We start from the raw sequence: 18,410 nt of genomic DNA on the forward strand, positions 1-18,410 counted from the left end.
TGACCTAATCAGTTAAGGACAAAAGAGTATTGCCTGGAGCATGAACATGAAAATTTCAATAACCTAACTGATTGAATTAAAATATTGATTATTAAACTTTATAGATAGATATATTAACATGAAACTATTATTCAGAGGGGAAAATATTTTGAATGTGCCCAATGTAATCAGTTTTTACCGCCTGATTATATTCCCTGTTATTCTGGCACTGGCACTGTCAAATAATGAAGCCTGGTTCGTCACGCTTTTGTGTATCAGTCTGGTTAGCGATATCCTGGATGGGAATATTGCGCGTATTTTTAAACTTCAGACCCGGTTTGGGGCCGCACTCGATAACCTTGCTGACATGGGAACTTATTTCCTGGCCCTTTTGGGGATATTCCGGTTTCGCTGGACAGAGATTCAGCCTCACGCCTGGTTGCTTTATCTTTTCCTTGGTATTTTCGCGTTAAGCTATGTCATAGCCTTTTTCCGGTTCGGAAAGATTCCCGGGCTACACCTCTATTCTGCTGTAAGCGCCGGCTATATTCAGGGCATTTTCTTTTTTGTGCTGTTTGTGTGGGGGTTTTATGCCTGGATGTATTATGTGGCCTTAGGGTGGGGAGTAATTGCTTATATAGAAAAGATTTTTGTGCTTTTGCGGTTGGATGATATTAAATCAGGAGTAAAAGGGCTTTACTGGCTGAGGAAACAAGCATGAACAATTTGTAGCATCAGGGGGCCCGAAAAAGGAGGGCTTTCTGTTATCTCAATATAAAATTATCCGTTGTTTACCGAAGAAAATACCCAATTCACAGGAAAACTTTCAGCGTGTTTTGAGTTTTCACTAATTTAGCAGCCTCAATTTTTTTTGTGATGGAAATAAGTGATAGGGTTATTGATGAAGCAACAAGGCAGTTTTTGCAGTTCGGGATTCGGAATGTAACGATGGATGGCATTGCATCTGCTTTGGGGATGTCGAAGAGGACTGTTTATGAGATGTTTAAAGATAAGACGGAGCTGGTGCATATGTGCCTCCGTGTCTTACGGGAGAAACACAAAGAAAGGAACGAGCGAATCATTTCGTCTTCAGGAAATGTGATTGAAACGATATACTCTTTTATGCAGGAAGGTATTAAGGCGATGAATTCCATAAACCCGGTGTTTTTCCGGGACATGAAAAAGTTTTATCCTGAAACATGGGATTCATTGCATGAGAATAACGAGAAAGAAAAGTTTGAGCTTTCCAAAAAGTTGCTGCACAAAGGAATTGAAGAGGGCCTGTTCAGGCCGGATATCCATGTTTTTATTGTAGCCAAACTTTTTCATGAACAGATGAACCTGCTGGCTGATGAAAAGATATTTCCGCGCGATGAGTACAGTTTTGCCGATGTGTTTCAGGGCCTAACAATCAATTTTATTCGGGGGATTTCTACTACCAAAGGGATTGAGCTTATCGACAAAATGCGGGAGCGGGATTAAAAAAGGACAGATTTAAATTCAGTTAAAGAAAACAGATATAAAACCAAAAACAATTCACCATGAGAAGAAAACAGATAATTATTTTTCTTTCGGGTATGCTGTTATTTGGCACGGCTTTTCCCCAGGACAAACTGGTAATTGACCTGACGGCCGCCAAAGAACACGCCCTAAATTACAATCGAACCATTAAAAATTCGGGGCTGGCAGTGGATCAGTCACAGGAAAAACTTTGGGCAACCATGGCGGCCGGACTACCACAGGTTAACGCTACAGCCGATTATACCAATGCCATGGGGGCCAAAATTAGCATTCAGTTTGATGAAAGTGCCCCGGCCACTGAGATTCCCATTAAACCAACCAGTAACTTTAACTTACAGGTAGGTCAGCTTTTGTTTAACGGAAGCTATTTTGTGGGTGTTCAAACGGCCAAACTGGCGAAGAAACTGTCGGAAAAAAGCCTGAAAAAAACCGAACAGGATGTGGTAAGCCAGGTGGTGGAAGGATACTATCTGGTTCTTGTTTCGGAAGAGATGTTGAAAATTTTGCAGGGAAATAAAGATAACCTTCAGAAGGTGTACCGGAAAACCGAGCCCATGGTAAAAGTGGGAATAATGGAAAAGGTAGAACTTGATCAATTGTCGGTGCAGGTCAATTCGCTCGATAATGCTGTAAAATCGGCTGAACGTCAGTACGAGATGGCCAAAAACCTTCTTCGCCTGCAATTAGGGGTTACTGCCGAAACAGAATTGGAACTGACCCAGCCACTTTCCGATTTCCTGGAACCCAATTGGGTGGCGGATACCTCTTTCGAGCTTTCTGAAAATGCTGACTATCAGTTGGTGGAAGTGCAGGAGCAGATAACCGAGAAACAAATTGATTTACAAAAAGCAAGTTACCTCCCCACAGTTTCAGGCTATTACAATTTTACGGAGAAGTTGTTGAAACCCGCCTTCGACATGTCGCCACGGCATATGGTAGGGCTGCAAATGAATATTCCGGTTTTTTCCAGCGGCGAACGGCGTGCAAAAGTGAAGCAGGCAAAAATTGACCTGGAAATGGCGAGAAACAGCAAGGCGTTGTTGGAAGACCAGCTGGCTATTCAGTTTAAGCAGTTACGGTTTAATTTGAATAATGCACTGGAAAGCTATGAAACACAGCAGAAGAACATAAAAATTTCACGGGAAGTGTATGAAAACCTGAAACGAAAATACGAACAGGGCATGATTTCAGGTTTGGAACTAACCACCGCCGATAACAATTACCTGCAGGCAGAATCGGACTACCTTGCCTCGGTGCTCGAAGTATTGCAGGCTCAAAACGCACTGGACACACTTACAGGACAAGTATTAAACAATTAAAAAAAGGACCATGAAACAAATTCGCACTTTTATTATCGTATTTACTTTAGGAGCGGCGCTTTTCAGTTCATGCAAAAGTGGCTCAAAAGAAGAAGCCCGGACAGTTGATGCCGGTCAGGACAAGGAAGTTGTAAAGACTATGGAATTGCAAATGCAAACCGTTGCCCGTTCAGTAGAATATCCGGCATCGCTTGAGGCTTACGAAGAGGTGCATTTGGCACCGGCATCGCCCGGGCGTATCGAAGGGATTTTTGCCGATGTGGGCGACCGTGTAGCCAAGGGAAAATCGCTTGTACAGATGGACCGTACCCAACTTCTTCAGGCCGAGGTGCAGTTAAAAAACCTGGAGGTGGATTTCCGGCGACTTGATACTCTTGCAAAATACGGGAGTATTGCACAGCAGCAGTACGACCAGTTGCAGACACAATATGAAGTGGCTAAAACGAATGTAGAATTTTTAAGGGAAAATACGCAATTGGTTGCCCCGTTCGACGGGGTGATCTCCGGTCGTTACTTTGAACCGGGAGAGATGTATTCCGGAGCTCCCAATACTGCGGCAGGGAAAGCTGCCGTACTTTCCGTTGTGCAAATCGACCGGCTGAAAGTACTGGTTCCGGTTTCGGAAAAATACTTTCCGGAAGTAAAGAACAGGATGGAAACAACGGTGCGGGTGGATGTTTATCCCGGGCAAACATTTGCCGGGCGCATCGATCGTATTCATCCCACCATCGACCCGGCAAACCGTACTTTTAAGGTAGAACTGGTGGTAAACAATGCCAAAGGACTTTTGCGTCCTGGGATGTTTGCCCGCATTGCTTTTGAGTTGGATAAAGAGGAAGCCATTCTGTTGCCTTCTATGGCTGTTTTGAAGTTGCAGGGCTCAAATGATCGCTACCTGTTTGTGGAAGAGAACGGTGTGGCACGCAGGGTTTCTGTTACAGTCGGGAGACGCTACGACGACAATATTGAAGTCTTTTCGGATGAATTAAAACCGGGAGCCCGCGTCATTGTTAGCGGACAGGCCCGTTTGCTCGATGGTGTCCCCGTTGAAGTAAAAAAATGAATACCCCGTATAGTAATGGATAAAAGGATACAAAATGAACATATATAAAAATGCTGTAAACAAGCCTATTACCACACTCATGGTTTTTACGGCCATTGTAGTAATGGGAATCTATTCACTGGTGCAAATCCCCGTGGATTTGTATCCGGAGATGGATCCTCCATACATTTCGATAATGACCACTTATGCGGGCGCCAATGCCAGCGATATAGAAACCAATGTAACACGTACTATTGAAGATGCCCTTAACTCGGTGGATAATTTGAAGGAGATTACTTCTACCTCATCCGATAACCTGTCGGTCATTAACCTCGAGTTTGAATGGGAAACCGACCTGGCTGAAGCAACCAATGATATCAGGGATGTGATTGATCGTGTCATCGATTTTCTGCCGGAAGATGCAGAACGGCCGATGATTTTTAAGTTCAATACCAGTATGATGCCTATTGTTTTTTATGCGGTAACTGCCGAAGAAAGTTACCCCGGCCTCGAAAAACTACTGGATGAGAAAATCATCAATCCGATGAACCGTATCGAGGGAATTGGCTCCATCGGGCTAATGGGGGCGCCGCGTCGCGTGGTTTATATTGACGCCGATCCCCGGTTACTCGAAGCTTACAATTTAACCATCGAACAAATTGGTAATACGGTAGCTGCCGAGAATATGAACCTGCCCTCCGGAAATATAAAAATGGGAAAACTCGACTACCAGTTGCGGGTGCAGGGGGAGTTCAGTACCAGTTCGCGGATTGAAAACCTGGTAATAGGGAACATGTCCGGCAAACCGGTTTATATTCGCGATGTAGCTGTTGTTCGCGATTCGATTAAAGACCTTTCGCTTGATGAAAAAATAAATGGTGAAACCGGGCTCCGTATGTTTGTAATGAAACAGTCGGGAGCCAATACCGTGAAAGTAGCGCGTGAAGCGCGGAAAACGGTGGATGAATTGCAGGAGAGCCTCCCGCCGGATGTGGAAATCAGTCTGATCATGGATACATCCGATTTTATCAAAGGTTCTGTAAAAAACCTTTCGGAGACATTAATGTGGGCCCTTTTGTTTGTTGTGTTGGTTGTACTGTTCTTCCTGGGACGGTGGCGCGCTACTTTTATCATTGTGCTCACCATTCCCATATCGCTTATTGTTGCATTCCTTTACCTTTACGTTACCGGAGGTTCGATCAATGTGATTTCACTTACATCGTTGTCTATCGCTATCGGAATGGTGGTGGACGATGCGATTGTGGTTTTGGAAAACATTACCCGGCATGTGGAACGGGGCGCTACCCCGCGTGAGGCCGCCATTTATGCGACCAATGAAGTTTGGCTGGCCGTTGTTATTACCACACTGGTTGTTGTAGCGGTATTTTTTCCACTTACGCTGGTAGGGGGAATGACGGGTGTTTTCTTCAATCAGTTGGGGTGGATTGTTACCATTACCGTAGTCACGTCAACACTGGCCGCTATCTCGCTTACCCCAATGCTTTCGTCCCGGTTTCTGAAGTTGCGCGAACGCAGGAAAAATCCGGGACCGCTGAGTTATGACCGGACTATTGAAAAGTTTTTGGGAAAACTCGATGATTTTTATGAAAAAACGCTGCGTTGGACGCTCCGGCATAAATTGATTACTCTTTTTGCGGCGCTGGCTATTTTTATAGGGTCAATGATGCTGATACAATTTGTGCATACCGATTTTATGCCTGAATCGGACGAGAGCCGGGTAACAGCTTCCATTGAATTGCAAACTGGTACCCGGGTGGAAGAAACCATCAAAACTACCCGCTACCTGGAAAAAGTAATCAATGAGAAATTTCCGGAAGTGGAGGTCATGGCTGCTTCTTCGGGGGCAGACGATGAAGGTGGCTTGTTCTCCCTTTTTATGAGCACCGGTTCCAACATGATTAACTTTATGATGCGCCTAACTCCCATCGAGGAAAGGGAACGTTCGGTATGGGACGTGGCCGCTGCCCTGCGGGAAGAAATTGCCGCGTTGCCGGAGGTAATCAATTTTAGTGTTGAAACGGCAGCGCAGGGAATGGGCGGAACAACCAATACGGTGGACGTGGAAATTTACGGATACGATTTTGATATGACCAATGCCCTCGCGGAGGAGATACGTCAAAAAGTGGCAGCGGTGCCGGGTGCTATCAATGTGCAGGTAAGCCGCAAAAACGATAAACCGGAGTTGCAGTTTGTGCCCGATCGTGATAAGATGGCGCTGCACGGCCTCACTACTGCCCAGGTGTCCGCAAATATCCGGAATCGCGTGAGTGGGATGATTGCCTCTCAGTATAAAGAAGAGGGGGAAGAATACGATATCAGGGTGAGACTGGAAGAAGAATACAGAAATTCGATTACTGAACTGGAAGAATTTTCGATTGTAACCCCTTCCGGGAAACGTATCAAACTGAAGGAGCTGGGAGAGGTAAAGGAATACTGGTCTCCGCCAAATATTGAGCACAAACGCCGGGAACGTATCGTAACTGTTTCGGCCAAACCTGACCGGGTTGCCCTGGGGGAACTGGCCAACCGGATTAAAACCGAAATTGCCGACGTGAAAGTTCCGCAGGAATTGATCCTGAATGTTGGAGGTGCTTATGAAGATCAGCAGGAATCATTTTTGGACCTTGGTCTTTTAATGCTCATCAGCTTAATTTTGGTATTTATTGTAATGGCCTCTCAGTTTGAATCGTTTACCATGCCATTCGTTATTATGTTTTCCATTCCGTTTGCCTTCACCGGTGTGGTTCTGGCGCTGCTTATTACCGGCACTACCTTGAGTCTGGTAGCTGCACTGGGGGCTGTGTTGCTGATTGGTATCGTGGTGAAAAATGGTATTGTGCTTATTGACTTTACCAACCTGATGCGCGATCGCGGGCTGGACTTGTACGAAGCCATTGCTGTTTCCGGAAAGTCGAGGTTGCGCCCTGTCCTGATGACCGCTGCAACTACCATTTTGGGAATGTTGCCGTTGGCGCTCAGTACCGGAGAAGGAGCCGAACTTTGGCGGCCAATGGGGATTACTGTAATCGGCGGATTGACATTTTCCACATTGGTAACCATGATTGTTGTTCCTGTAATGTACGGGCTGTTGGCACATCATGGTGAACGCAATAAAAAGGGAAAAGTGGCCAAACAGTTTAAGTTTATGGAATAAGGCAAGGAAGAGAGTAGTCGCAGCAAGCGACCTGTGACCAATGATTAAAAAGTAAAAAGAATATGAAAGCTGTAATGATAATATTTAACCAGGCAAATACGGAGCGTGTGGAATACATGCTCGGTAAATTAGAAATAAGAGGTTACACCTGGTTTAGTGAAGTAAAAGGCAGGGGAAGCGAAACCGGGGAGCCGCGCATGGGTACACACACCTGGCCGGAGATGAACTCGGCCGCCCTCACCATGATTCCCGACGAAGCAGTGGACGGTTTGCTCGAAGCCGTGCGAAAACTGGATGAGATTAACAAAGAAGTTGGGGTCAGGGCTTTTGTGTGGAATGTGGAGAAGACGGTGTAAGCAATAAATAAATCGGAAGCTGTCTCAAAAGTTTTTTTTGCCAGTCTGAGCAAAGTCGGAATTTTTTCCAGTTTAAAGGAGAATGTTTCAGTGGCGCTCAACAGGGCAGAACGTATAGAAACGTTGCTTTTGAGGCAGCTTCATTTTTTCTTTTTCCGGGAAATTTTATCCAAACTTTTCAACTGTAACCTGTTAGTTAATGGTTGACCTGCACAAGCACAAAACACCGAGGTTTTGGTTATATTTGTGCCAAAATTCAGGAAAATGACTTCGAATTACGACGAAGGAACAATACGGACACTCGACTGGCAGGAACACATCAGGAAACGTCCTGGTATGTATATTGGTAAGCTGGGCGACGGGACAGCAGCTGACGACGGGATTTATGTTTTGCTGAAGGAGGTAATGGATAACTCGATCGACGAATTTATGATGGGATTTGGGAAGAAGATTACCATCAATATTGAAGGAGACAAAGTAGTTATTCGCGATTTTGGCCGGGGTATTCCGTTGGGTAAGCTGGAAGATGTGGCCAGTAAAATGAACACGGGAGCCAAATATGATTCCAAGGTATTTAAAAAGTCGGTAGGGTTGAATGGTGTGGGTATTAAAGCCGTGAATGCCTTGTCGTCAAAATTTACCATTCGTTCGGTACGCGAAAGTGTGGCGAAAGAAATTGTTTTCAGTCAGGGAGTCATTCAGGATGAAAAAGACCTGAAAGGAATTGATGAACCGAACGGAACCATGGTGATGTTTGAACCTGATCCGGAAGTATTCAGAAGTTTCCACTACATTAGCGACTATGTAGTGAATATGGTTAAAAACTACACTTTCCTGAATGCGGGGCTCATCATCGAATTTAACGGCGAGCGGTTTTACTCCCGCAACGGGTTACGTGACCTGCTGGAAGAGAATATAGATGATAATCCTATTTATCCGATTATTCATTTGAGGGGAGAGGACATTGAAATTGCTGTTACCCACGGGAACCGTTACGGAGAAGACTACTATTCGTTTGTAAACGGGCAGCATACAACCCAGGGAGGAACCCACCTTCAGGCTTTCCGTGAAGTGTATGTAAAAACCATCCGCGATTTTTACAAAAAAGATTTTGACCCGTCAGATATTCGCGCTTCCATTGTGGCAGCGGTGAGTATTAAGGTGGAGGAGCCGGTATTCGAATCGCAGACCAAAACGAAATTAGGCTCGAAAGACATTGGACCCAACGGGCCTTCAGTGAGAGCGCACGTCGGAAATTTTTTACAGAAAGAACTGAATAACTTTCTGCACAAAAATCCGGATACGGCAGAAATGCTGCTGAGACGCATTGTGGAATCAGAACGTGAACGTAAGGCCATCTCCGGAATTAAAAAACTGGCCAAACAGCGGGCAAAAAAAGTAAGCCTGCACAATAAAAAACTGCGCGATTGCCGCATTCATTTTGGTAGTAACAACGAAAGGGCCGACGAGTCGAGTATTTTTATAACCGAGGGCGATTCGGCAAGCGGGTCTATCACAAAATCCCGCGATGTAAATACCCAGGCTGTTTTCAGCTTGAGGGGAAAACCGCTGAATACTTTCGGGCTGACCAAAAAAGTGGTGTATGAAAATGAGGAGTTCAACCTGTTGCAGGCTGCCCTTAACATAGAAGAGAGCCTGGAAGATTTGCGGTATAACAAAATAATTATTGCCACAGATGCCGATGTGGATGGGATGCATATCCGCCTGCTGCTTATTACATTTTTTCTGCAGTTTTTTCCCGAGCTGATCCGAAAGGGGCATGTGTTTATTCTTCAAACCCCTCTTTTCAGGGTAAGGAATAAACAGAAAACCTACTATTGCTATTCGGAGGAGGAACGCCGCAATGCCATCAAAAAACTGAAGGGTAAACCTGAAATCACCCGGTTTAAAGGATTAGGGGAAATTTCTCCGGATGAATTTAAACACTTCATTGGCAGGGATATCCGTTTAGAGCCGGTACTGATGAAAAAACATGAGTCGGTAACGCAGATGCTTGAATTTTATATGGGCAAAAATACTCCTGAAAGACAGGATTTTATTATAGATAATTTGTACGTGGAAAAAGACGAGGTAGCTTAAAGCAAGCACAATAAATAAGAATGTCAGAAGAGGAATTGAACAACGAAAATACAGAAGAACAGCCGGATAAAGGTTCGGATGGAATAAAAGGGGAAATTACCTATTTGCCGGGAATGTACCGCGACTGGTTTCTCGATTATGCATCGTATGTGATACTTGAACGGGCTGTGCCCTATGTAAACGACGGGCTGAAGCCGGTTCAGCGCAGGATTATGCATGCTATGCGCGAAATGGACGATGGACGTTACAATAAAGTAGCAAACATTATCGGGCAAACCATGCAGTACCACCCCCATGGTGATGCTTCCATTGGCGATGCTATTGTGCAGCTGGGGCAGAAAGAGTTGCTTATTGATACGCAGGGAAACTGGGGTAATATGCTTACGGGTGACGGCGCGGCCGCATCTCGATATATTGAGGCGCGCCTTACAAAATTTGCCCTGGAGGTAATGTTTAATCCCAAAACGACGGAATGGAAACTTTCTTACGACGGGCGTAAAAATGAACCGGTTACCCTGCCGGTGAAGTTTCCCCTGTTGCTGGCACAAGGGGTTGACGGTATTGCAGTTGGACTCGCTTCAAAAATATTTCCGCATAATTTTAATGAATTGATCGATGCCTCCATTTCATACCTGAAAGGAGAAGAATTTGAACTGTTGCCTGATTTTCCTACGGGGGGTATGGCTGATTGCAGTAAGTACAACAACGGACTACGCGGAGGTGCGGTAAAAATACGGGCCAAAATTGAAAAGCGTGATAATAAAACGTTGGCCATAACCGAGATTCCTTTTGGAAAAACGACAACTACCCTTATCGAGTCTATCATCAAAGCCAATGAGAAGGGCAAAATCAAAATCAAAAAGATAGACGACAACACGGCCGAGAACGTAGAAATTCTTGTTCACCTGGCATCGGGTGTCTCTTCAGATAAAACCATTGATGCGCTGTATGCCTTTACCGATTGCGAAGTTTCGCTTTCGCCCAATGCCTGTATTATTGAGGATGATAAGCCGCATTTTATCGGGGTGCATGAAATTTTAAAACGGTCTGCCGACAGTACCCTACAGCTTCTGACAATGGAGTTGGAAATCAGGAAGAAAGAATTGGAAGAGGCCTGGCATTTTGCTACCCTCGAAAAAATATTCATTGAAGAACGGATTTATAAGGATAAAAAGTTTGAGGATGCCGAAAATATGGATCAGGCCGTGGCATACATCGACAGCCGGTTGGAGCCCTGGAAACCGAGGTTCAAAAGGGAAATTACCCGTGAAGATATTCTGAAACTGATGGAAATCCGGATGGCCCGTATCCTGAAATTCAATACCGACAAGGCAAATGAAAACATTCTGGGCATTGAGGATGAAATCAAAAAGGTAGAGAACAATATCGAAAATATTGTTCCATATACCATTCAATGGTTCAGGCACCTGAAAGATAAGTATGGGAAGGGGCGTGATCGGAAAACCGACATAAGGAGTTTCGAAAATATTGTGGCCACCAAAGTGGTGGTTAAAAATGAAAAACTCTATGTCGATCGGAAAGAGGGGTTTATGGGTTTTGGTCTGAAAAAAGCCGAATATGTTTGCGACTGCTCCGATATAGACGACATTATTGTTTTCCGTCGCGACGGGACTTATTTTGTCTCCAAGGTTACCGACAAGGCGTTTATAGGGAAAAACCCACTGTTCCTGGCCGTGTTCAAGAAAAACGACAAGCGCACCATTTATAATGTGGTATACCGCGATGGAAAAACCGGCTACTCTTATATGAAACGGTTTTCGGTTACCGGTGTTACCCGCGACAAAGAATATAATGTTACAAAAGGAACGGCTGGTTCCCGGATTACCTATTTCTCGGCGAATCCCAATGGCGAGGCAGAGGTTCTGAAAATTCTGCTTAAACCCAAGCCACGACTTAAAAAGCTTACTTTCGAAGTAGATATGGGCGAACTGGCTATCAAAGGAAGACAGTCGATGGGAAATATCCTCACCAAACACGAAGTGCACAAAATTTCGTTGAAGGAGAAGGGGGTTTCCACGCTCGGCGGACGTAAGATCTGGTTCGATGAGGATGTCCTCCGTCTTAATGCGGACGGCCGGGGAAAATACCTGGGTGAGTTTTCCGGCGAAGACAAAATCCTGGTAGTTTACAAAAACGGGGAGTCTGAGTTGTATAGCTTTGATTTGAGTAATCATTTTGATCCGGATATTCTGACCATTGAAAAATTTGACAACAGAAAAGTTCTTTCTGTCGTTTATTTCGATGCAGGGCAACGTTTTTATTACGTCAAAAGGTTTGAGATTGAGGATGCAGAAGGGAAACGCATCCGGTTTGTTGGAGAAAATCCGGATAACAAGCTGGTGAGTATTACCTGGGTGCGTTATCCCCGGTTGGAGATTGAGTTTGGGGGGAAACATTCCGAACGGGATAATGAAATTATTGAGGTGGCTGAATTTATTGGCGTGAAGTCATGGAAAGCCAAGGGCAAGCGGCTGTCGAATTACCGCATTGAAAATGTGAAAGAGCTGGAGCCGGTGGTGCGTGATGAAGATGACAAACCGGAACCGGAAGGTGAAGTAGATACTGACGAAAAGCAGAAAGACAGTTTCGATGATGTCCCTTTCGAAGTGAAAAGGCCTGGAAAGGAGGATGATCCAAATCAGATGTCGTTGTTCTGATCGTACTATTTGATATTTTCCTTTACCTTTTTATTTTTGCCGGATGATGAGAATTTACCTGATTGGATACATGGGAAGCGGAAAGTCCACGCTGGGCAAAAAACTGGCAAAGTATGCCGGATTGCAGTTTGTCGATATGGACCATTACCTCGAGGAAAGAAACTACAAAACCATTCCGCAAATATTTGCCGAAGAAGGGGAGGCGGAATTCCGCAAAAAAGAACGTAAAGCGCTGGAAGAACTCTCTGAATTTTCGGATGTGGTGATTGCTACCGGTGGCGGCGCCCCTTGTTTTTTTGATAATGTGCATTTGATGAACCGCACAGGGAAAACAATTTACCTGAATATTGACCCGGGAATTTTGGCTGACAGGCTGATGGAATCAAAAACCGAACGCCCGCTGATTAAAGGAAAGTCTAAGGAAGAATTAATTCATTTTATTGATGAAACCCTCAAAAAACGAAATGAATTTTATTCCCAGGCTCACTACCAGATTACCGACCCCGATACCGGGTTGGATGAAATTCTAAAAATGATCGAAAGAGATTGATTGCCTGTAAAACAAAAAAGCCAACTGCGATAAAAACAGTTGGCTTTTTCAGTATGGTAATTTTTTCTATTGTCCGTCTTCTTCTCCTGAAGGTGCAGGTGCCTGCGTATTTTCTTCTGCTTCAGGTGCTGTTGTGGGGAAGTTTGGTACCTGATTCGGAACCGGTGCATTTTCAACCTGTTCCCTTACTCTTGATTGTTCCTGCGATATCCGTTCGCGCGGAATGAATGCCGAACCCATGATAGAGAGTACGAGCAGCGCCCCTGCCAAAACCCAGGTTGCTTTTTCCAGAAAATCAGTGGTTTTACGAACACCCATAATTTGGTTCGATGATTGAAAGTTGCTGGCCAGTCCGCCTCCTTTTGAGTTTTGAACCAATACAATTAGTACCAACAATACGCAAACGATGAATATTAAAACGGTTATTAGCGTGTACATTTTATTTCACATTAAATATTCTTTAACTTCTTTGTTTCTTCAATTCGGCTTGCAAAGTAAATACTTTTTTCCGGATATTTCAAGCTTAATTTTTTAAAAGCTTCCAGCGCTTTATCGTATTTTTTTTGCTCCAAATAAATCATCGCCAGCGTTTCCGTAATCAATTCATCATTTTCGGCGACCGATTTTTCAATCATTTCATTTTCTTTTTTTTCTAAATGCCCTTCATGATGCGGCTTTTCTATTTTTAGTGAGCCAGGTTTTGCCGAAAGAAATTTGTCGATAAGGTTATTTCCTGATGATTGATCGTCAGTGTTTCCCAAAATATAGTCGGGTGGTTGTATCTCTTTTTGTCCGAGATAATTTTTACCGGATGAGGCTTTTTTTGTTTCTGAAAATAAAACCCGGTAGAGTTGTTTCCTGTCCGGAACCATTGGGGCTACTTTTTTCAGGGTTGCATCAAATTCGGGCGAGCCGGCTTTTTTTAGGTTTTTCAGATAAAGTATCCAGGCAGCCTGGAAATAAGGGTGGGCAGTTGTTAATTGCCGGAGTTCTGGCAACGTTTCTTCGTTCAGTAAAGTGTGGGTTTTAATTATTTTATAAAACGTTTCTTTTTGCATAATTACCAGTTTGCCAGCGTTGCATTAAAAATATCTTCGGTGAGTTTATTAATAATTTCCGGCACCAGCCCGTCTTCCACAGCACTAAGAGAACTGGAACTGTCAAAATCTTCAAAGGCCGAGAAGGTCTGTTCGATGCTTTGATCCGGATCAATATTGTTCGTGTATTTTACCCGGATGCTTATTGTCAGGCGGTTTTGGGCTGCCTGGTCATCTTTCTGAATCGACATGGGTCTTACGTCATATCCTGTAATCTGTCCTTCAAAAATAAGATCGCCGTTTTCTGTCAGTTCGTTGAGCGAAGTTTGTCTCTGAAGTTTTTCGCGTAACGCTTCGGTAAACGATTGGCTCAGGGTAGGATTAACCAGTCGGGCCCGGTTTGGAAAGTAATAAACCGAATAGGTTTTTACTGCCGGTGAAATGTTGGCCCCGGTGAAAGAGTAAGAAACTTTGCAGGAAGGAGCTATGCCCGCCAGCAACGTTGCCAATGCAAAAAACAAAACAAACTTTTTTAACATTGTTCAGCCTTTAATGTTATGTTCTTTAATTTTTCGATAAAGTGTGCGTTCCGAAATTCCTAATTCCTGGGCGGCATATTTCCTTTTACCGTTATGCTTTTCCAGCGCTTTTTTAATCAATTCAATTTCTTTGTCTTCCAGCGACAGCGATTCCTCAATCAATTCCTCCGTATCCTGAATGTTTTCCCTGTCGATTTCCTGCAGGTGCCGGGATGTATTGGATGGTTTACCGGATGCCAGGTTTATTTCCTCCGAATCGTAAAGGTTACGTATTATTTGGGCCTGATCGCCAGACAAGGGAGCCTCCTTGTTCTCCATAATATCAAGTACCAGCTTTTTCAGGTCGTTCATGTCCCGTTTCATGTCGAAGAGGATTTTGTATAGAATTTCCCGTTCGTTGGAGAAACTTTTTTCTTCTGTTTGGGAAAGAAGAGCCGGAAGGTTCTGCCCTGTAAGCTCTGGCAGGTAATGTTTCAGGGTTTCTGCAGTTATATCCCTGTTTTGTTCAATAATGGAGATTTGCTCGGTGATGTTTTTTAATTGCCTGACGTTGCCCGGCCAGCGGTAGTTTCCCAGCATGATGCGGGCTTCCTGATCGAGAATGATAGGCGGCATCCTGTATTTTTCCGCGAAATCGCGGGCAAATTTTCGAAAAAGAAGATAAATATCTTCGGGACGCTGGCGCAAAGGTAAAATATGGATAGGTACCGTGTTTAACCGGTAATACAAATCTTCCCTGAATTTCCCTTCTTCAATGGCTTTGGGAATATCCACGTTGGTGGCGGCAATAACCCGTACATTTGTTTTTATAACCTTTGACGAACCTACCCGGATAAATTCTCCCGTCTCCAGCACACGCAACAGGCGTACCTGTGTCGCAAGCGGAAGCTCACCAATTTCGTCGAGGAAGATGGTACCTCCGTCGGCTTCCTGGAAATAGCCTTTCCGATCGGCCAGCGCACCGGTAAACGATCCTTTTTCATGTCCGAAAAGTTCGGAATCAATGGTTCCCTCCGGAATGGCCCCACAGTTTACGGCAATATATTTCCCATGCTTACGGCTTGAGAATTGATGGATAATCTGAGGAAAAACTTCTTTCCCTGTCCCGCTTTCACCTGTAATCAGCACCGAAAGGTCGGTAGGAGCTACCTGCACCGCCACCTCGATGGCCCTGCTCAGACCGGGTGAGTTTCCTATAATTTCAAATCGTTGTTTTATATCCTGAATATCCATACGCTGTTTCGTTCAAATCAGGCACAAATTTACAATTTTTAGATGGTAATGATTTAATAGTGTATTCAATTAACCTTTTTTTGTTTTTTTTGAAGCTCCTGTTCCGATATTTTTTGTCGATTCGGGTATCCGGTTTTTATAATCGCTATCTTTATCGCGTAAAAATTAAAAAGGAAAAAATGAAGTTTATTGCCCTTATTCCTGCCCGTTTCCAGTCTACCCGTTTCCCGGGGAAACCACTGGCTGTTTTGGGGGGAATGCCTGTCATTCAGTGGGTGTATGAAAATGCTGTACAAGCGCTGGACAATGTTTGGGTCGCTACGGATGACGATCGTATTTTCAATGCCGTTACTTCTTTTGGCGGAAAGGCGGTAAGGACCATGTCTTCTCACCGAAGCGGAACCGACCGGTGTGCAGAGGCAGCCCGTTTGCTTGAAAAGGAAACAGATTTTGATATAGTCATAAACATCCAGGGTGATGAACCTTTCATAAAGGCAGAACAAATTAAGCAACTTATGGCCTGTTTTGATGAAACAACTGAAATTGCTACGCTTATAAAAGAAATTGAGACAACCGAAGAGCTTTTTAACCCAAACCGGCCCAAAGTGGTTCTCGACGATTATCAAAAAGCACTTTATTTTAGCCGGTCGCCTATTCCCTTTGTTCGGGGTGAAAAAGAAAATAGCTGGTTGCTGGCAAACACATTTTGGGCCCATATCGGAATGTATGCATACCGAAAAGAAGTACTGCAAAAGATTACACAGCTAAGTCCCGGAAAACTGGAGCGGGTAGAGGCGCTGGAGCAATTACGCTGGCTTGAAAACGGGTACCGGATTAAGACCGCAGTTACCCGGTTTCAGAGTATAGGGATTGATACTCCGGACGATTTACAGATGGCGGCCGAGTGGCTTAAAAAATAAAAAAGGCATATTATTTGCAGTTTTCGAATGCAACTGTAAATTTTTTGCCATGAAACGATTGATACTTCTATTTATATTTTCTGTTTTTATTATTTCAGGATATTCTGCTCATCAGCAAAGCGCTAATAAAGAAAAAGGTTTTATTGGCGTGGATGAAAACGAGCAATATGAACTGAAAATTTATCCCAATCCAACCAGAACCGGGCAAATTACCCTGGAAATGAATAGCCGCGAGATTTCGGAGATCCTGCTGATCGATATTTCAGGAAAAACAGTTATCTCCCGCAAAGTGGATTTTGGAGCACACAAATACCTGCTTAAACTGGAAGATGTACCCGATGGTATTTATTTTGTCAGGGTAAAAACAACTGCAAACAACATTGTTGTGAAAAAACTGGTTGTTTCGGCCCGGTAAATAATCTCCGCTTGCCCTTTTCTATACTTCTCCCATTTTTATTCAGTTTGGTGTTGGGGGTTGTGGAAAAGTGTGGAGAAATTCCCCGTTTATTTAATCATCAATCGTTTGGAAGACCAACTGTCTGAACTTCCAACCCGTTTGGTCGGGAGAAGAACCTCTTGTCTGTTTCATGATAATACCCACTACATTTTCTACCGGGTCGGCAAAGTACTGCGTGTTAAAATACCCTCCCCAGTCAAAAGTTCCCAGGCTTCCAATTCCGCCCTTGGCTACCCCTTCGGGGGTGATAACGCCAAATGCCAGTCCGTAATATTCCTCCGGGCCACTGAACAAATCTCCGGTTTGATTGGCCATAATGGTTTGCACTGTTGTTTTGCTGAGCAGGCGTACCCCGTTGTATTCGCCGCCATTCAGGTACATTTGCAGGAAGGTGGCGTAATCTTTTGCGGTACTCGAAAGTCCGGCGCCACCGGAGAAAAAGGTTTTTGCCCCTTTTACCGGATAATCGGTGTCGTAAAAGGTGACCGGGTATTTTTCCCAGTTCCCGTCTACTTTATGATGTACAGCTACCAGGCGGTCTTTTTTTGTTTCAGGGAAATAAAAGCGGGTGTCTTCCATTCCAAGCGGATCAAAAATGCGGGTTTTCAAAAATTTATCGAATGGCATTCCGGAAACGACTTCAATAAAATACCCTAAAACATCCAGCCCTTCACTGTAGGTGAATTTTTCGCCTGGATTATGGTGAAGCGGTAGTTTGGCCAGTTTTTTAACACTTTCTCCAATTGTAATATTCTCAGTAGTAAACAGGTCGGTAACGCCGGCTTTCTGAAAAATCATTTGCATACGTTCGTCTCTGTCAATAATTCCATAGCCAATGCCTGATGTGTGGGTAAGCAGGTGACGAACAGTGATTTCCTTGTTGGCCGAAACGCCTGTCCATGTTGTGTCGCTGTATTTGAATGAACTTAAAACCTTCGGGTTCTTAAATTCGGGAATGTATTTAGAGATGGGATCATCCAGCCTGAATTTTCCTTCTTCCCAAAGCATCATTACGGCAGTGGATGTAATGGCTTTGGTCTGGGAAGCAATACGAAAAATGTCGTCGCGTTGTAGCTTCCGGCCTTCCTGGGTATCGGCCATTCCGTAAGCTTTCCAGTGTACTATTTTACCATTGCGGGCAACCAGCGAAACAATTCCCGGTACCTGTCCTTCGGCAACAGCTTCTGCACACATGTTGTCGATTCGTGCAAGCCGTTCTGCAGAAATACCTGCACTTTCAGGTGAAGAAGTTTCGGTTAGTGCCGGTGATTTTTGAGTGGATTTTGTTTGCGCAATTCCTGTTGCAAAATTGATTGTCAGCAGTAAAATAAAAATGAAAATTTTTTTCATAGTTGTAAAATTAAACTTGATATTTTGGAATTCGAATCGGTACCAAAATTAGGGAAAATATGATAACTCTTTCCGGGAGAGAATAAATATTCATAACTTTAGTTTGAAAAAAAGAGCAAAAGGATTAAACAATTTTCTGGAAACGAGGTATATA

The 18,410-nt window shown here is 44.1% G+C and carries 16 protein-coding genes; 11 read left to right on the plus strand and 5 right to left on the minus strand.

The window, feature by feature from the left end:
• The first annotated feature begins 118 nt into the window (after positions 1-118).
• The 9 genes from D1164_RS17090 to D1164_RS17130 all read left to right on the plus strand — a co-directional run bounded on the left by D1164_RS17090 (position 119) and on the right by D1164_RS17130 (position 12,720).
• A complete protein-coding gene (locus D1164_RS17090; RefSeq protein WP_119351116.1) occupies positions 119-700 on the plus strand; it encodes a CDP-alcohol phosphatidyltransferase family protein in 582 nt (193 codons plus the stop codon).
• A 155-nt stretch (positions 701-855) separates the two neighbouring features.
• Positions 856-1,461, plus strand: a complete 606-nt coding sequence (locus D1164_RS17095) for a TetR/AcrR family transcriptional regulator (RefSeq protein WP_119351117.1) — start codon at positions 856-858, stop codon at positions 1,459-1,461.
• A 59-nt stretch (positions 1,462-1,520) separates the two neighbouring features.
• A complete protein-coding gene (locus D1164_RS17100) occupies positions 1,521-2,819 on the plus strand; it encodes a TolC family protein (RefSeq protein WP_119351118.1) in 1,299 nt (432 codons plus the stop codon).
• 10 nt (positions 2,820-2,829) lie between these two features.
• Entirely contained in the window at positions 2,830-3,882 is a 1,053-nt protein-coding gene (locus D1164_RS17105) for an efflux RND transporter periplasmic adaptor subunit (protein WP_119351119.1), read from the plus strand.
• A gap of 34 nt (positions 3,883-3,916) precedes the next feature.
• On the plus strand, positions 3,917-7,036 hold the full coding sequence (locus D1164_RS17110; RefSeq protein ID WP_119351120.1) for an efflux RND transporter permease subunit: 3,120 nt from the start codon (positions 3,917-3,919) through the stop codon (positions 7,034-7,036).
• A 62-nt stretch (positions 7,037-7,098) separates the two neighbouring features.
• A complete protein-coding gene (locus D1164_RS17115) occupies positions 7,099-7,392 on the plus strand; it encodes a PG0541 family transporter-associated protein (protein ID WP_119351121.1) in 294 nt (97 codons plus the stop codon).
• 264 nt (positions 7,393-7,656) lie between these two features.
• Positions 7,657-9,492, plus strand: coding sequence for a DNA topoisomerase IV subunit B (locus tag D1164_RS17120; RefSeq protein WP_119351122.1), 1,836 nt, complete (start codon positions 7,657-7,659; stop codon positions 9,490-9,492).
• A gap of 20 nt (positions 9,493-9,512) precedes the next feature.
• Positions 9,513-12,170: a DNA gyrase/topoisomerase IV subunit A gene (locus tag D1164_RS17125; protein WP_119351123.1), complete on the plus strand. Its 2,658-nt coding sequence runs from the start codon at positions 9,513-9,515 to the stop codon at positions 12,168-12,170.
• A 43-nt stretch (positions 12,171-12,213) separates the two neighbouring features.
• Entirely contained in the window at positions 12,214-12,720 is a 507-nt protein-coding gene (locus D1164_RS17130; RefSeq protein ID WP_119351124.1) for a shikimate kinase, read from the plus strand.
• Positions 12,721-12,786: 66 nt separating this feature from the next.
• Here the strand turns inward: D1164_RS17130 and secG are convergent, their stop codons facing one another.
• From secG to D1164_RS17150, 4 genes are read right to left on the minus strand one after another with little or no spacing between them, the layout of a single operon-like run.
• Positions 12,787-13,158 (minus strand): preprotein translocase subunit SecG, encoded by a 372-nt coding sequence (gene secG / locus D1164_RS17135; protein WP_119351125.1) that lies wholly within the window; start codon positions 13,156-13,158, stop codon positions 12,787-12,789.
• Between the two features lie 11 nt (positions 13,159-13,169).
• Positions 13,170-13,778, minus strand: coding sequence for a tetratricopeptide repeat protein (locus D1164_RS17140; RefSeq protein WP_119351126.1), 609 nt, complete (start codon positions 13,776-13,778; stop codon positions 13,170-13,172).
• Positions 13,779-13,780: 2 nt separating this feature from the next.
• The gene (locus D1164_RS17145) at positions 13,781-14,296 is read right to left on the minus strand and encodes an LptE family protein (protein WP_119351127.1); all 516 of its coding nucleotides are present in this window, start codon (positions 14,294-14,296) and stop codon (positions 13,781-13,783) included.
• Between the two features lie 3 nt (positions 14,297-14,299).
• The gene (locus D1164_RS17150; protein ID WP_119351128.1) at positions 14,300-15,529 is read right to left on the minus strand and encodes a sigma-54 interaction domain-containing protein; all 1,230 of its coding nucleotides are present in this window, start codon (positions 15,527-15,529) and stop codon (positions 14,300-14,302) included.
• 179 nt (positions 15,530-15,708) lie between these two features.
• On the opposite strand from D1164_RS17150, the gene kdsB reads away from it, so the two are divergent.
• Entirely contained in the window at positions 15,709-16,449 is a 741-nt protein-coding gene (kdsB, locus tag D1164_RS17155) for a 3-deoxy-manno-octulosonate cytidylyltransferase (RefSeq protein WP_119351209.1), read from the plus strand.
• A gap of 49 nt (positions 16,450-16,498) precedes the next feature.
• Positions 16,499-16,864 (plus strand): T9SS type A sorting domain-containing protein, encoded by a 366-nt coding sequence (locus D1164_RS17160; RefSeq protein ID WP_119351129.1) that lies wholly within the window; start codon positions 16,499-16,501, stop codon positions 16,862-16,864.
• 93 nt (positions 16,865-16,957) lie between these two features.
• On the opposite strand, the gene D1164_RS17165 is transcribed toward D1164_RS17160, so the two are convergent.
• On the minus strand, positions 16,958-18,256 hold the full coding sequence (locus D1164_RS17165; RefSeq protein WP_119351130.1) for a serine hydrolase domain-containing protein: 1,299 nt from the start codon (positions 18,254-18,256) through the stop codon (positions 16,958-16,960).
• Positions 18,257-18,410: the final 154 nt, after the last annotated feature.

Source organism: Mariniphaga sediminis, assembly GCF_003573545.1.
GTDB lineage: Bacteria > Bacteroidota > Bacteroidia > Bacteroidales > Prolixibacteraceae > Mariniphaga > Mariniphaga sediminis.

Coding starts and splice junctions, on each gene's coding strand:
- D1164_RS17145 (WP_119351127.1), bottom strand. CDS start 14,296: ATGTTAAAAAAGTTTGTTTTGTTTTTTGCATTGGCAACGTTGCTGGCG.
- kdsB (WP_119351209.1), top strand. CDS start 15,709: ATGAAGTTTATTGCCCTTATTCCTGCCCGTTTCCAGTCTACCCGTTTC.
- D1164_RS17100 (WP_119351118.1), top strand. CDS start 1,521: ATGAGAAGAAAACAGATAATTATTTTTCTTTCGGGTATGCTGTTATTT.
- D1164_RS17150 (WP_119351128.1), bottom strand. CDS start 15,529: ATGGATATTCAGGATATAAAACAACGATTTGAAATTATAGGAAACTCA.
- D1164_RS17110 (WP_119351120.1), top strand. CDS start 3,917: ATGAACATATATAAAAATGCTGTAAACAAGCCTATTACCACACTCATG.
- D1164_RS17165 (WP_119351130.1), bottom strand. CDS start 18,256: ATGAAAAAAATTTTCATTTTTATTTTACTGCTGACAATCAATTTTGCA.
- D1164_RS17125 (WP_119351123.1), top strand. CDS start 9,513: ATGTCAGAAGAGGAATTGAACAACGAAAATACAGAAGAACAGCCGGAT.
- D1164_RS17160 (WP_119351129.1), top strand. CDS start 16,499: ATGAAACGATTGATACTTCTATTTATATTTTCTGTTTTTATTATTTCA.
- D1164_RS17120 (WP_119351122.1), top strand. CDS start 7,657: ATGACTTCGAATTACGACGAAGGAACAATACGGACACTCGACTGGCAG.
- D1164_RS17095 (WP_119351117.1), top strand. CDS start 856: ATGGAAATAAGTGATAGGGTTATTGATGAAGCAACAAGGCAGTTTTTG.
- secG (WP_119351125.1), bottom strand. CDS start 13,158: ATGTACACGCTAATAACCGTTTTAATATTCATCGTTTGCGTATTGTTG.
- D1164_RS17105 (WP_119351119.1), top strand. CDS start 2,830: ATGAAACAAATTCGCACTTTTATTATCGTATTTACTTTAGGAGCGGCG.
- D1164_RS17090 (WP_119351116.1), top strand. CDS start 119: ATGAAACTATTATTCAGAGGGGAAAATATTTTGAATGTGCCCAATGTA.
- D1164_RS17115 (WP_119351121.1), top strand. CDS start 7,099: ATGAAAGCTGTAATGATAATATTTAACCAGGCAAATACGGAGCGTGTG.
- D1164_RS17140 (WP_119351126.1), bottom strand. CDS start 13,778: ATGCAAAAAGAAACGTTTTATAAAATAATTAAAACCCACACTTTACTG.
- D1164_RS17130 (WP_119351124.1), top strand. CDS start 12,214: ATGATGAGAATTTACCTGATTGGATACATGGGAAGCGGAAAGTCCACG.